This window comes from Adhaeribacter pallidiroseus (genome assembly GCF_003340495.1).
Classification (GTDB): domain Bacteria; phylum Bacteroidota; class Bacteroidia; order Cytophagales; family Hymenobacteraceae; genus Adhaeribacter; species Adhaeribacter pallidiroseus.
In genome coordinates this window covers 5,541,420-5,554,855 of the sequence record NZ_QASA01000001.1, presented here as the reverse complement: position 1 = coordinate 5,554,855, position 13,436 = coordinate 5,541,420, and the positions used below count along the sequence as shown (strand labels likewise).

Annotated in this window: 13 protein-coding genes and 1 pseudogene; 6 read left to right on the top strand and 8 right to left on the bottom strand. The window is 45.3% G+C overall.

The window, feature by feature from the left end:
- Positions 1-343: 343 nt before the first annotated feature.
- The 4 genes from AHMF7616_RS22140 to AHMF7616_RS27970 all read right to left on the bottom strand — a co-directional run bounded on the left by AHMF7616_RS22140 (position 344) and on the right by AHMF7616_RS27970 (position 5,262).
- Positions 344-919: a K(+)-transporting ATPase subunit C gene (locus tag AHMF7616_RS22140; RefSeq protein WP_115374866.1), complete on the bottom strand. Its 576-nt coding sequence runs from the start codon at positions 917-919 to the stop codon at positions 344-346.
- Between the two features lie 279 nt (positions 920-1,198).
- Positions 1,199-3,241 carry a potassium-transporting ATPase subunit KdpB gene (gene kdpB, locus AHMF7616_RS22135; protein ID WP_115374865.1) on the bottom strand — a complete coding sequence of 681 codons (2,043 nt, stop codon included), beginning with the start codon at positions 3,239-3,241 and terminating at the stop codon, positions 1,199-1,201.
- Between the two features lie 206 nt (positions 3,242-3,447).
- Complete coding sequence (gene kdpA, locus AHMF7616_RS22130; RefSeq protein ID WP_115374864.1) at positions 3,448-5,163, bottom strand: potassium-transporting ATPase subunit KdpA; 1,716 nt, start codon at positions 5,161-5,163, stop codon at positions 3,448-3,450.
- Between the two features lie 18 nt (positions 5,164-5,181).
- Positions 5,182-5,262, bottom strand: a complete 81-nt coding sequence (locus AHMF7616_RS27970) for a potassium-transporting ATPase subunit F (protein WP_199474455.1) — start codon at positions 5,260-5,262, stop codon at positions 5,182-5,184.
- 391 nt (positions 5,263-5,653) lie between these two features.
- Between AHMF7616_RS27970 and AHMF7616_RS22120 the strand changes: the two genes are divergently transcribed.
- From AHMF7616_RS22120 to AHMF7616_RS22100, 6 genes are all read left to right on the top strand, one after another.
- Complete coding sequence (locus AHMF7616_RS22120; RefSeq protein ID WP_115374863.1) at positions 5,654-5,842, top strand: hypothetical protein; 189 nt, start codon at positions 5,654-5,656, stop codon at positions 5,840-5,842.
- Positions 5,842-6,000 (top strand): hypothetical protein, encoded by a 159-nt coding sequence (locus AHMF7616_RS26860; RefSeq protein WP_199474318.1) that lies wholly within the window; start codon positions 5,842-5,844, stop codon positions 5,998-6,000. The genes AHMF7616_RS22120 and AHMF7616_RS26860 overlap by 1 nt, the downstream gene beginning before the upstream one ends.
- Positions 6,001-6,038: 38 nt before the next feature.
- On the top strand, positions 6,039-6,296 hold the full coding sequence (locus tag AHMF7616_RS26855) for a hypothetical protein (protein WP_199474316.1): 258 nt from the start codon (positions 6,039-6,041) through the stop codon (positions 6,294-6,296).
- A gap of 252 nt (positions 6,297-6,548) precedes the next feature.
- Positions 6,549-6,851, top strand: coding sequence for a hypothetical protein (locus AHMF7616_RS22110; RefSeq protein WP_199474314.1), 303 nt, complete (start codon positions 6,549-6,551; stop codon positions 6,849-6,851).
- Between the two features lie 280 nt (positions 6,852-7,131).
- Positions 7,132-7,626 carry a DinB family protein gene (locus AHMF7616_RS22105; protein WP_115374862.1) on the top strand — a complete coding sequence of 165 codons (495 nt, stop codon included), beginning with the start codon at positions 7,132-7,134 and terminating at the stop codon, positions 7,624-7,626.
- 16 nt (positions 7,627-7,642) lie between these two features.
- Complete coding sequence (locus tag AHMF7616_RS22100) at positions 7,643-7,864, top strand: hypothetical protein (protein ID WP_115374861.1); 222 nt, start codon at positions 7,643-7,645, stop codon at positions 7,862-7,864.
- A gap of 246 nt (positions 7,865-8,110) precedes the next feature.
- On the opposite strand, the pseudogene AHMF7616_RS27575 reads toward AHMF7616_RS22100, so the two are convergent.
- The 4 genes and pseudogenes from AHMF7616_RS27575 to AHMF7616_RS22085 all read right to left on the bottom strand — a co-directional run bounded on the left by AHMF7616_RS27575 (position 8,111) and on the right by AHMF7616_RS22085 (position 13,056).
- A pseudogene (locus AHMF7616_RS27575) lies at positions 8,111-8,691 on the bottom strand (sulfatase-like hydrolase/transferase).
- A gap of 95 nt (positions 8,692-8,786) precedes the next feature.
- Positions 8,787-9,377: a sulfatase-like hydrolase/transferase gene (locus tag AHMF7616_RS27570; RefSeq protein ID WP_199474308.1), complete on the bottom strand. Its 591-nt coding sequence runs from the start codon at positions 9,375-9,377 to the stop codon at positions 8,787-8,789.
- Between the two features lie 997 nt (positions 9,378-10,374).
- Entirely contained in the window at positions 10,375-11,448 is a 1,074-nt protein-coding gene (locus tag AHMF7616_RS22090; protein ID WP_115374860.1) for a formylglycine-generating enzyme family protein, read from the bottom strand.
- A 186-nt stretch (positions 11,449-11,634) separates the two neighbouring features.
- A complete protein-coding gene (locus AHMF7616_RS22085; RefSeq protein ID WP_115374859.1) occupies positions 11,635-13,056 on the bottom strand; it encodes a sulfatase family protein in 1,422 nt (473 codons plus the stop codon).
- Between the last annotated feature and the right edge of the window lie 380 nt (positions 13,057-13,436).

The window sequence follows — 13,436 nt, the reverse complement described above, 5'->3', positions numbered from 1 at the left end:
TTAAAAAATATCCTATCCACAGCATTTGTAGCGCGGATTTACTTTTATGCCTTACGCTCCCACTTTCTAGCCTTTCTGGCGCCAGTCTTAGCCAAGCGAGATGGTGTCTACGGAACAAAGAGCCGCTTCCGGACTGACGGGTGCGAGTTATAAGTTAGCGCCAGTCCAGAGACTGGCGGTGGTCTCTATATCACCAGTGGCGCTGCGCTTAATACTGGCGCCAGCGGGGGCAGGTCCGGAAGTAAACCGGTTTCTTGGGATGCTACTAACTAAAAGGTGTAAAGCTCCCTTCCTAAGCTTACAAGGGGCAGGGTGGTTGGTTTTTGTTACGAGCACTTATCTCTTACTTACCGGCAGCAGCTAACTCATCCAAGGCTATGTTTAATTTTAGAACGTTAATTTTTTCCGGTCCCAGAAAACCCAACAAAGGCACTTGAGTTTGTTGTTTTACTAATTTTGCTACTTGCGTCACGGGTAAGTTACGGACAGTTGCTACCCGGTTAATTTGTACCGTAGCAGCGGCTACAGACAAATCCGGGTCTAAGCCGCTGCCGGATGCGGTTACTAATTCGCTGGGTACGTCGGCGCGTTTTACAGTGGGGTTTTGCAGCAGAAATGTATCTACACGGGCTTTTACTACTGCCAGATAATCCGGATTAGTAGGGCCTTTATTGGAACCCGCCGAACCAGCAGCATTGTAATCTACCGCACTGGGACGGCCGTGAAAATATTGCGGCTTTGTGAAAGACTGACCAACGTTTTCGTAACCGACTACCCGGCCATTATACATGAGTTTGACTCCATCTCCCTTTCCGGGCGCTAGTTTACCAATACCAGCTACAACCAGTGGATAAATTACACTGCAAATAAGCAGCAGCACGAAGGTTAATTTTAAAGAAGGCATTAAATACGTTTTCATGTTAATATATTTTAAATTTTGTGGAAGCAAGAGTGTGGTTTGTTTATCCTCCCCTTACCCCCTCCGAAGAGGAACTTTTTATTGTTTTGCTGAGATTCTTCTTTGCTATATCGCGAGCGTCCTCGCTCGTGAGGATTATTGTCCGGCCTCGGGCCGGTGGTACATTCGATTAAATTATTTTAAATAAAGGCATTTCGGTTCGCCCGGCCAGAGGCCTACTGGATAGTAGACACGGGCGTGGACGCTCGCGCCAGCTTTAATCGGAAATACTCAATTTTTTTAAATAAACAAGGATACTACCATATCAATTAGCTTAATGCCGATGAACGGAATGATCACGCCGCCGAAACCGTAGTAAAGCAAGTTGCGGCGCAGCAAGGCACTGGCGCCAATGGGTTTGTATTCCACACCTTTTAAAGCCAGCGGAATTAGAAACGGAATAATAATCGCGTTAAAAATTACTGCCGAGAGTATGGCGCTTTCGGGGCTACTGAGCCGCATGATGTTTAAGCCTTGCAAAGCCGGAATGGCCGCGATAAACAAAGCCGGGACAATGGCAAAATACTTGGCGACATCGTTGGCAATGGAAAAAGTAGTAAGCGTACCACGGGTCATGAGCAGTTGTTTGCCGATTTCCACAATCTCGATGAGCTTGGTGGGGTCGTTATCCAGGTCTACCATATTGCCGGCTTCTTTGGCGGCCTGGGTGCCGGAGTTCATGGCTACGCCTACGTCGGCTTGCGCTAAAGCGGGGGCGTCGTTGGTGCCGTCGCCCATCATGGCTACCAGTTTGCCCTGGGCTTGCTCGGCTTTAATGTAATTCATTTTATCCTCCGGCTTGGCTTCGGCAATAAAATCATCGACGCCCGCTTTTTCGGCGATAAATTTGGCGGTTAAAGGGTTGTCGCCGGTTACCATTACGGTTTTAACGCCCATTTTGCGCAAGCGCTCAAAGCGTTCGGAAATACCGGTTTTTATAATATCCTGCAATTCAATTACGCCCACTACGTTTTCGTTTTCGCTGACTACCAGCGGAGTGCCACCGTTGCTGGAGATAGCTTTTACTTTCCCGGCAATGTCTTCCGGGAAAGGATTACCGGCTTTCTCGGTAAGGTTACGGATGGCATCAAAAGCGCCTTTGCGGATGCGGGTGCCGTCCGGCAGGTTGACGCCGCTGCTGCGGGTTTCGGCGGTGAATTTTACAAAAGCCGAATCCGGTAGTTTCACGCCGTTTATTGGGCTCACCTTATGCGCGTTGGCTAGTTCCACAATAGACTTGCCTTCCGGCGTATCATCGGCTAAAGAACTTAAATAACTGGTCCGGATAAAATGCGCTTCGTCGATTAAATGGCGGGCGTAAAAGCTGGTGGCTTTGCGGTTACCAATGGTGATCGTACCGGTTTTATCCAGCAGCAACACATCAATATCGCCGGCGGTTTCTACGGCTTTGCCGGATTTCGTAATCACGTTGGCCCGCAAAGCGCGGTCCATGCCCGCAATACCAATCGCCGATAAAAGCCCTCCGATGGTAGTGGGGATTAAGCACACGAACAGCGAGATCAGCGCAGCAATGGTAATGGGTGTGTTGGCGTAATCGGCGAAAGGTTTTAAAGTAACGCACACTATCACGAACACCAAGGTAAAACCGGCTAGTAAAATGGTTAAAGCTATTTCGTTGGGCGTTTTCTGGCGGCTGGCGCCTTCTACCAAGGCAATCATTTTGTCCAGAAAGCTTTCGCCGGGTTCGGTGGTTACCATTACCTTTATTTTATCCGACAATACTTTGGTGCCGCCGGTTACGCTGGATTTATCGCCGCCCGCTTCCCGGATGACCGGGGCGCTTTCGCCGGTAATGGCGCTTTCGTCGATGGTGGCAAGTCCTTCCATAATTTCGCCGTCGGTAGGGATTAGTTCGCCGGCGGTTACCAGAAACACGTCGCCTTTTTTTAACTGCGACGACGAAACTGTTTTTTGCGAGTTATCGGGCATTATTAGTACGGCGGGCGTTTCTTCGCGGGTTTTGCGTAAGCTGTTGGCCTGGGCTTTTCCGCGGGCTTCGGCAATGGCTTCGGCGAAATTGGCGAACAGTAAGGTTAAAAATAAAACCAGGAACACGGTACAATTATACCCGAAGCTGCCCTGGGTATTATCCGGCGAAATAAGAACACGCCCACTTACCAGCAGCATAATAAACGTACCGATTTCGACGGTAAACATGACCGGGTTGCGGAACATGCTCTTAGGATTCAGTTTCACGAAAGCTTGTTGCAGCGCTTCGCCCACCAGGTCTTTCTGAAATAAGGAAGTATTTTTAGAAGTCATTTTTTAAGTAATGTTTTTGTGTAATGGGCCCCACCCCCAACCCCTCCCCGGGGGAGAGGGGCTTTTTAAGGGGGAATTTTGTTTTTTTAATATTCTTGTAGTTTCCTGATTTTTATCTAAGCAGAAACCATAAATTTTAGAAGAAAAGCAGCTTCATAACTTTATCAAGAAAGCCCCTCTCCCCGGGGAGGGATTGGGGTGGGGCTTTAATAAAGCGTAAAATATTCCGCAACAGGCCCGATAACCAGGGCGGGGAAAAATGCCAAGGCTGCCAGAATTAGGATTACCGCGAAGGTCATGATGCCAAAAGTACCGGTGTCGGTGCGGAGCGTACCGGCACTTTCGGGAATAGATTTTTTATTCGCCAGCAAACCCGCAATCGCCACCGGACCAATAATGGGTAAGTAGCGGCCCAGAATTAAGAGAAAACCGGTGGTTACGTTCCAGAAAATATTGTTATCGCCCAAACCTTCGAAACCCGAACCGTTGTTCGCGGCCGATGACGTGTTTTCGTACAGCATTTCGGAGAAACCGTGGAAACCGGGATTGTTTAACCAGTTGGCGGGCTTCACGGCCCAGGCTACTTCCGGATAATTTACAAAAGTCCAGGACGATAAAGCGGTACCGACCAGAATCAAAAAAGGATGCAGCAAGGCTATTAGCACAGCGATTTTCATTTCGCGGGCTTCTACTTTATGGCCCAGAAACTCTGGCGTGCGGCCTACCATTAAGCCCGAAATAAACACCGCAATAATGATATAAATGTAAAAATTTAAAATTCCGACCCCACAGCCGCCGTAAAAAGCGTTGGTCATCATGGCTAGTAGTTGCATCAATCCGGATACCGGCATAAAGCTATCGTGCATGCTGTTGACCGAGCCGGTAGAAATAACCGTAGTAACTATGCTCCAATACGCTGAAGCCGTAGCGCCAAACCGGATTTCCTTGCCTTCCATGTTGCCCAGTTGCTGCGCAATGCCCATCTGGCTGATGGCCGGACTACCGTTGGTTTCGGCAATAATAGTCGGGATCAAAAGCAGCAGGAAGCCGGTCGTCATGACGCCGTAAATCACCCAGGCCAGTTTTTTGCGATTCAGGTAAAAACCCAGGGCAAAGATTAAAGCCAGCGGAATAAGTACTTGGGCCACCATTTCTACCATGTTGGTGAGGTAGTTCGGGTTTTCTAAAGGGTGCGCGGAGTTGGCGCCAAACCAGCCACCGCCGTTGGTACCCAGGTGTTTAATGGCAATCATACCGGCAGCCGGCCCCCGGGAAACCTGCACGCTGTCGCCTTGCAGGGTCGTTAAACTATATTTGCCGGCAAAGCTGGCGGGCGTACCGTTAAAAACCAGAATTGTGGCCATTACCAAGCAAAGCGGCAGCAAAATACGGGTGGTAGATTTCAGCAAAATATCAAAAAAGTTGCCCAGGTTCTGGGTGGTTTTCTCGCGTAACGCGTGAAACACCACGATTAAAGCCGCTATGCCGGTAGCCGCCGATGTAAATTGCAAGAAAGTAATTACGCCTAACTGCGTTAAATATGTTAAGCCACTTTCGCCGGAATAGTGCTGCAAATTACAGTTCACCAGAAAGCTAATGGCCGTGTTAAAAGCTAAATCGGGCGTCATGGATGGGTTACCGTCGGGGTTGAGCGGCAAGCTGCCCTGCGTTATTAATAGTACCATCGCGTACACGAACCAGAGCATGTTACTAGTAAGCAAAGCCACCAAATGTTGTTTCCAGTTCATTTCGCGGCGAACATCCACGCCGGAAAAGCGCAGAATAGTTCGTTCCAGCGGGGCCAGAAAATCCAGGAAAGTTTTTTCGCCTTTAAAAACGCGGGCAATGTATTTCCCGAAGAAAATGGCCAATAACAAAGTAAGGCCGTAGGTTATGATTACGCTGATTAATTCAGTTGTCATGGGGATAGGCGTTGCGGATTAAAATTTTTCGGGCCGGAGTAAAACGTAAACCAGGTACCCGAACACGGCCAAAGCCAGAAAGAACAGGAGCAATATCATATGGATTAGCAGTTTAAATAGTTTCGAAGTAATCCACCGTTTTAAAAAACAGTCCGAAGAAGAGTAAACCGGTGAGCAGTAAAAGAGGCGTTATGAGAAATTCCATGGTTGTTATTTGGTATGGTATGCTTCCTCTTTGCCAATTGCAGTGCCAGTGAATTAAGAATACGCTCTTTAACTAAATAACCTTTTGATATTTAGTTATTTAATTATAAAAATTTAAAAATTGCTGGTTTTAAGATTATGTAAACCCTTTCATTTTGGTAGGGTTATTTTCATCTTGGGAGGCAGGTTATGTGGTCTGAGTAGAATTAATAAAGCGGAGATGGAAGAAAAATCATATTGATTCAATTTCCGTATATTTCATTCATCAACTAACTAAAAATAAGTTATGCGAGATATCAAACTAGTTTCGACCACTCGTTTAATGAAGGAAATACCGGAAGGGGAAGATTTCTATTACTGGCTTTCGCGACCGGTAGCGGAACGTTTACAGGCGGTAACTTTAATTGTGAGTCAATCACTAGCTCCAGGTCAGTGCTTAGATAAAACAGCGGTTTCGAGAAGAAAATTAAGATAATGGAGCTGTTTAAAGATTTCCATGATTTTATCTCTTTGCTGAATGCTCACGAAGTAGAATACTTAGTGGTGGGTGGGTATGCTTTAGCTTTTCATGGTAAACCGCGCCATACGGGTGATTTGGGATTGCTATTTCAGAAACTAATGCCAATAAAATAGCGAATGTACTAAATGAATTTGGCGTAGGCTCATTAGGGTTGAATCATGCAGATTTTCTGAAGGAAGGGTATGTGAGTCAAATTGGATATCCGCCTTTACGCATTGATATTCTAAATTCGATTGATGGTGTTATGTTTCTTTCAGCTTACGAAAATAAACAAATACTTAAATTAAATAATATCGATATCAACTATATCAGTTTACAAGATTTGATTGCGAATAAGAAAGCATCTGGTAGAAGTCAGGACTTAACTGATCTGAAGCAGTTGCATAAGCTTTCTAAGAAAAACAAATAAGCTTTAATTGATAAAGCGTACGCACAATAGTTTCTATCAACAACAAAATACGTTAAAAAAACCCAACAGATTATAATATCCTACTAGGCTTTCCGGACTGTTCCGTGGTAAAAATTTAAAAAAACTTAGTTTGGTTTAAAGCAAAATCGGCGGATGGTAAATGGTATTCTATGTAGATAATTACTTCTTGGGGTTTAAAGCAAAGGATAAGTTATTTTTGTTCTATTTACCACTTTCTCCTACCACGCATTTATGACGTTGGATTTAAATAAACCACAAAAAAGAAAGCGTATGGACGAAGACTTGTTAGCCCTCACCCCAGAAGAACTGCTGGCGGAAGTGAAGAAACTCCGAGCCGGCATTCGGGCGCACCGCGACAGCACCAAGCACGAGTTATGCTGGCACCATCCGCAACTCTGGAACTTGCTACCCGAAAAAACCACTCCTGACCTCGTCGTACCCGCTTGGCCGCAATTCCTGCGCGGCTGTTTGCACTACCGCGAATCTTTAGACGCGCAACTACCCGATGCCCCACGCATAGAAGAAGAATTCTAAGTTAAAATTTTCCTGAAAACGCCTTTTGCTGCGGAAGAACTTTACGCGGGCGCCCGTGTTCCGCGGCGAAATTTCAGGTTGTCGATTCTCTCGAAAAGTATCTTTTTAATGCCAAAACAAGTAATTACGCGGAAAAGAACCCCAACCACCGGCTGTATTCCGGCAAGAACAAAAATATTTAAAAAAATCTAAAAATTCTGGAAAGGGGCTGCCATAGGGTTGTCAGTAGGGGAGTGTAGCTTTGTTCTATATTATCTGTTTCACCACAAAAACTTAAATTATGGAGCAAACAATCGTAAAAAACCAGACAGGAACCTTTATTAGCGCCGCCAACCTATTGGAACATTGGCAAGGACACCGGCGGCTAACTCGCCGGGTAATAGAAGCCTTTCCGGAAAAAGAGTTTTTTGAGTATTCAGTAGCTGGCATGCGCCCGTTTGCCAATATGGTGCAGGAATTACTAGCCATTGCGGCACCTGGGCTGCGGCAGATTACCGGCGGAGAAACAGAACAATTAAACGAACACCAGGAGCATCAAAATAGCAAAGCGTATTTACTGGCTTTATGGGACAAGGCTACCGCAGAAATAAACCAGCTTTGGGTACAGATTCCGGAAGAAAAATTTGAGGAGACTATTCTGGCTTTCGGGCAGTACGAAGGCACCATATGGTCCACTATTCTCTATTTTATCGATAACGAAATTCATCACCGGGCGCAAGGTTTTGTGTATTTACGCACCCTGGGCATCGAACCGCCTTACTTTTGGCAAAGATAAAAGCAAACGCGCTTGCATGAAAGAAGTATTGGTATTTCAAACATCGGTAACCACCCACCAGCGGGTAAATCAGGTAAAACCTGTACTGGATAACCTAATGCATTCTGGTGAAAAGTGGAATTTTGATTTGGAAGATTGCGACTATATTCTCCGGGTCGAAGCCATTAGAGTTCAGGCATTGGTTATTATTCACAGCCTGAATAAAGCCGGATTTATATGCCGGAAATTAGAGGATTAATCTAAATTTTTAAAAATCTGTTTTCTGAATCTGTAATTACTGCCTAAACAAATATAAAGAACCGGCGATTTTACTCTTCCGGAGCCTGCCACGGAACGGCACCGCGGCGTAAGGTTTGAGCGCGGAGTAAATTTCCAGTTCTTTATATTTCTCCGGATTGGCTTTTACCAGGTCCGTTTTTTCGAGCGGGTCTTCTTTTAAATGGTAGAGCTCTCGGGGTGCAAAAGGCTTGTTTAATAGTAATTTTCAATGGCCTACCCGTACGGCTTCCATTATTTTACTCCCGTACGTTTCCTCACCTTCGCGCCGGACAAAGTACACTGGGCGCTCGGGATAGGTAATATTCTCGCCGAGCAATGTGGGTAAGAAACTGCGGCCATCTATTATGTTAGGTACGGATGCTTGGGCAGCTTCTAACAACGTCGGGAACAAGTACATGGTAAGCTGCACTTGTTCGGAAGTACTGTTGCTTTTTACTTTTCCGGCCCAAACCACTGCCGCAGGTACTTTAATACCACCTTCGTACATACTGCCTTTGGCATCGCGGGTATTGCCATTGGTAGCGCCCGCCAAAATTTGGCCGCCGTTATCGCTGGTAAAAACAATAAGGGTGTTGTTGTGTGCGCCCGTTTTTTTCAAGGTTTTTACTACTTCCCAATACCCGCATCCATGTGCTCGATTAAGGCAACCAATTTGGCTCGCTGATCCGTGATGTTTTTCTCCCGGCTTTTTACTTTTTTTAAATATTCGGCCGGCGGTTGCACGGGTACGTGCGGGGCATTGTAAGCGAGATACAGAAAGAACGGCTTATCTGATTTTTTCTGCATCTGAATATAGTTTACAGCCCAATTGGTAAATAAGTAGTTGTTCGTTGTTCGATCTATAAGAATTTAATCATCAAGTACTTAAACTTAGGTTTTTATCAAATTAATTTTGTCCTGTTACTTAAATCGGTGGCGTGGCCGGTTGGGTTTATCTCCTGATCGTTCCGGCGCATGTAATTGTTATTCCAGCGTAAATGCGTGTTGTAATCATCCATCATATCGCCGGTGAAGCCGTGAAAATAGTCGAAGCCTTTTTGGTTGGGAAGATTAGGAGCCGTTAAACCTAAAGGCCATTTGCCCACTAAAGCCGTTTGATAACCCGCATTTTTTAAAATTTGCGGCAGCAGCACCGCCTTCGGATTTAAATAGCCCCAGGAATCATCGGCATGCGTGCGGATGACGCCGGGTACTCCCACCAAATCCGGGTATTTACCGGAAAGCAGCGCGGCCCGGGTAGGCGAACACACCGAAGAATTGGCGTAAAAATTCGTAAACCGCATGCCGTTTTTTACCAGCGCATCCATGTTGGGTGTGCGCAGGTCTTTCGCGCCGTAACTACCTAAATCGTCGTAGCCTAAATCATTGGCCAGAATTACCACAATGTTGGGCTTTGCCGCAGCTGCGCTTGTTGGTGTAAGCGGAGAGGTAAAAAAGGATAATAGCAACTGAAATATGGGCAGGAACAGCATGCTTGAAATTTAAAAATCTGATGAATTATAAAGACTGTCAGAAACAACTCCTTATTAAATTAACGTGCGTTCGAGCTAAGCCCTTAACAACAAAAGAATATCCCTGTATTAGTCAAAATGATAAAACGATCGTGTTTTCCGTCTATTCCGGTCATTCTGGAAGAATATAACCGATTATTTACTGGTTAGATTATTTCAGAATGACCGGAATAAAGAAGAGTAGCTTATATTTCAGGTAGGCTTTGCTTAGCTCGCACGCACGCTAAATCACCATTTAAACTAGCGCAAGTCTTAGCACAGCGCGACTTGTGCTTAACAGACATCCGTCAATCTTCAGACTAACGGATGCATAGATTTTTGCACCAGTCAGGAGACTGGCAATTGTTTATAAGGCACAAGTGGCGCTTCGCTTAACACTTGTGCCAGTTTAAATGGTAAATATTTAATTTTCATCTACCGTAATAGCAACCACCCCCAACCCCTGCTTATCCAAGGCGGGGAGCTTTCTTTTTACAGTTACCATTTACCAGATTGCATTTACCAAATTCTGTTCGTGCAAATTTATCCTCCCCCTACTCCTCCAAAGGGGAACTTTTTTCTGCTATGGCTACAATGGTTGTAATTTACTTTCATATCTTAAAAGAGGCTTTTGCTAAATAAAACTCATTTCTTTGTAGCTAAATAGGTTCCTTTTGAATAACGAAAATTTTAAAATTTTTAAAAATTTGCAAGCGCGCTATGCAACAATTAGCCTTAACCAGGTACAAGAGATGACGCTAAACTGTTCTGTTGTTCCGCGCGTTTTTAGCGTCTTGATTTTCGTTGGTTCTTTTTGTATCAAGACAAAAAGAACCAATACACAAGTAATGAAACAACTTCACTCAGAAAAAAAGCAATTCACCCAGCTATGCGAACGAAAATCAATTAGAAACCAAAGCACTACCCGTCGTTATGCGAACAAAATCTTCTAATTAACTTTCAACTTAAAAACTACCCCTTAATTTACTTTATCCCGCACACACCGAAAACCCAAATTATCAGAGCTACTGGTTACTTCGCCTTTGCCGCGGCTGCCGGCTTTGTACCGGATGCAGTATTGGTCGCTGCACAGGAAAGAGCCGCCGCGTTGTACCCGTTTTACAACGTTGGGCTCCTCGGGGTCGTAACTATCGGCGGGGCCTGGCGGGTTTTTAGCGGGGCTCTGGCGGTAATAATCCGGCCGATAAAAATCGCTGCACCACTCCCACACGTTGCCTTCCATATCGTACAAACCGTAAGCATTTGCCGGGAATGATTTTATGGGAGCTACTCCCAAAAAGCCATCCTCGCCGGTATTTTTATCCGGAAAGTTACCCTGGTAAATATTGGCTACCCATTTATTACCCGGTTTTAACTCGCTGCCCCAATAATATTTCTGTTTTTCTTTACCGCCCCGGGCCGCATATTCCCATTCGGCTTCGGTGGGTAAACGTTTGCCGGCCCAACGCGCGTAAGCCAGCGCATCTTCGTAAGAAACCTGCACCACTGGCAATTTTTTTAAATTTTTCGTGTCCGTATGCGCATCAGGGCCTTGGGGCTGAAGCCAATTGGCTCCCGGTATATACTGCCACCACTGCAACGGATTATCCAGAGAAACTTTTTGCGCGGGGGTGGAAAATACCGCTGAACCAGGAACTAGTTTATCCGCAGGTACTCCCGGGTAATCGGCCGGATTTAAAGCTCTTTCGGCCACCGTTTTGTAGTTAGTGGCTTTTACAAATTCGGCGTACTGTCCGTAGGTAACTTCGTGCTCATCCATCCAAATTCCGTCTACGGTTACGGCGTGCACGGGCTTAGCATCCGGAAACTCCGGCTCATCCGAACCCATTTGAAAAGTACCGCCCTTTATCCATACCATTTTGGTTTTAGCGGTATCGGCTACTTGGTTTAAATTAACGCTTGGTTTTGGAGCTATTGCTTTCTCCGGTTCTTGTGCTTCGTTCGCCGATTTTTTCTGACAGCCTGTGATAGAAAGTACCAAGCAAAAGATAAAACCAGCTTTTAGCGGGGAATAAGATTTATTAAAATTCATAATTATTAAAACAGGCAATTAACAGGTCGCCTTTAACTTTAAAATTACATTGTTTTAGGGCTTTCTCAAAGAGAGAGTTCAAAACCTTCCTCTAACCTCACTAAAGGAAGACTTTTAATTATTTTTTGAAAGCTCTTTATTTTTAAAGTAAAGGCAAGCAAAAGATCAGGCATTCTTCTAGCAAGGCTAGTTTTGGACGATAATCTTATCCAAATTACTTTTTACTGGTTCCACGGTGGCCTGGTGCTTTTGCGCCAAAGCTTCCAGATCCTTCATAATGTCCGGGTGATTAGCCGCTACGTCGTATTTTTCGGAAGGGTCGTGTTGTAAGTTAAATAACTGGTAGGTAGCTAATTTTTCAATTTGTTCGGGATAGCCAATAGGGTTATTTTTAAAAAAATACAGCTTGTAGTCGCCTTTCCGGACGGCAAAGAGTTTAGAACCGTGGTAATAAAACATTTCTTTCCGCGGACTGGCTTTTCCTTCTCGTAACACGGGGGTCAGTTCATAACCATCGAGGGTGCGATCGGTGGGTACTTTGGCACCAGCCAGTTTGCTTAAAGTGGGTAATAAATCCAGGGTGCTGCCCATTTGCGTGATGATGGCTGGTTTTATGCGGCCAGGCGCCCAGAAAATGGCGGGTACCCGTACGCCGCCTTCGTAGCTGGTGCCTTTGTTGCCGTACAAAGTGCCGGCGCTGCCGCCTTGTTCTTTGTACAAAGCCCAAGGGCCGTTATCCGAAGTAAACAAAACGTAAGTATTTTTATCCAAGCCTTCTTTTTTTAAGACCGCTAAAACCTGGCCCACACTCCAGTCAATTTCCTCGATTACATCGCCGTACAAGCCGCGGTCGCTTTTGCCTCTAAATTCCGGCGAAGCAAAAAGCGGAATGTGCGGGAGCGAATGCGCTAGATACAGAAAGAAAGGCTTTTGTTTGTTAGCCGAAATAAACTTCACCGCCTCCTGGGTGTAGCGTTTGGTGATGGTATTCTGGTCCGCAGGTTTTTCGATTACTTCGGTATTGCGCATTAAAGGTACCTGGTAGGTTTCAATTTTGGGGTTAATGGCGGCCTCAATTGCGTTGATGGCCGGGTTGCGGTCCATGTCGTTGCTATACGGAATGCCGTAGTACGAATCAAACCCGTGGCTGGTGGGCAGGTAAGGTTTTAAGTGACCTAAGTGCCATTTACCAATAGCGGCGGTACTGTAGCCCGCTTCTTTTAAAATTTTTGGGATGGTTTTTTCCTGAGTAGGTAAGCCGCCATCGGAATCGGGGAATAAAACGCGTCTTTTTTCGCCTTCCATGCCGTTTCTTACCGGCAGCCGGCCAGTGAGCAAAGCCGCCCGCGAGGGAGTACACACGTTGGCCGCTACGTAAAAGCTGGTCCACTTTTGGCCTTCGGCGGCCATTTTATCTAGGTTAGGCGTTTTAATAGTCGGGTTGCCGTAGCAGCTTAAATCGCCGTAGCCTAAGTCATCGGTGAAAATAACCACAAAGTTTGGCTTGCGGGAAGTAACCGGGGCACGTACCGGTTGCGCACCAGCTACCTCTAAAAAGCAGGTAGCCAGCCCCAATAATAAGTAGATCTGTTTTATTTGGTTAGGCATTACTCTGTTAATGGCTGAAAATTTAAATTTTAATAGTAATTGAAAGAATAAGTTTTATTAAAAAATTTAAAAAAACTTCCGGAAAATCAGCCTGAGCCTGCCGAAGAAACTAATTCCTACCGGTCTATGCGGCCCCAAATAGATTCTTCCACGGACATTGTTCGTTTTACTTCCAGTATAGATAGGCAAAAAAACTTGCATTGCTTTCTATTGCAACTTATATACAGCTTACTCTTTACCCAGATCATTACTTCTATGTTTTTTGGAATGGAAATAACCGGAACTTTGTTTTATTGCCGATAGGCATTCTTGCTAAAACAAATTGCGATCAACGACCTTAACAATTGATTTACAAGATGTTTAAAAACAAAAAGAGCGGT

Excerpts from the sequence above, each read along its gene's own strand:
- AHMF7616_RS22140 (WP_115374866.1), bottom strand. The coding sequence starts at position 919 with ATGAAAACGTATTTAATGCCTTCTTTAAAATTAACCTTCGTGCTGCTG.
- kdpB (WP_115374865.1), bottom strand. The coding sequence starts at position 3,241 with ATGACTTCTAAAAATACTTCCTTATTTCAGAAAGACCTGGTGGGCGAA.
- kdpA (WP_115374864.1), bottom strand. The coding sequence starts at position 5,163 with ATGACAACTGAATTAATCAGCGTAATCATAACCTACGGCCTTACTTTG.
- AHMF7616_RS27970 (WP_199474455.1), bottom strand. The coding sequence starts at position 5,262 with ATGATATTGCTCCTGTTCTTTCTGGCTTTGGCCGTGTTCGGGTACCTG.
- AHMF7616_RS22120 (WP_115374863.1), top strand. The coding sequence starts at position 5,654 with ATGCGAGATATCAAACTAGTTTCGACCACTCGTTTAATGAAGGAAATA.
- AHMF7616_RS26860 (WP_199474318.1), top strand. The coding sequence starts at position 5,842 with ATGGAGCTGTTTAAAGATTTCCATGATTTTATCTCTTTGCTGAATGCT.
- AHMF7616_RS22110 (WP_199474314.1), top strand. The coding sequence starts at position 6,549 with ATGACGTTGGATTTAAATAAACCACAAAAAAGAAAGCGTATGGACGAA.
- AHMF7616_RS22105 (WP_115374862.1), top strand. The coding sequence starts at position 7,132 with ATGGAGCAAACAATCGTAAAAAACCAGACAGGAACCTTTATTAGCGCC.
- AHMF7616_RS22100 (WP_115374861.1), top strand. The coding sequence starts at position 7,643 with ATGAAAGAAGTATTGGTATTTCAAACATCGGTAACCACCCACCAGCGG.
- AHMF7616_RS27570 (WP_199474308.1), bottom strand. The coding sequence starts at position 9,377 with ATGCTGTTCCTGCCCATATTTCAGTTGCTATTATCCTTTTTTACCTCT.
- AHMF7616_RS22090 (WP_115374860.1), bottom strand. The coding sequence starts at position 11,448 with ATGAATTTTAATAAATCTTATTCCCCGCTAAAAGCTGGTTTTATCTTT.
- AHMF7616_RS22085 (WP_115374859.1), bottom strand. The coding sequence starts at position 13,056 with ATGCCTAACCAAATAAAACAGATCTACTTATTATTGGGGCTGGCTACC.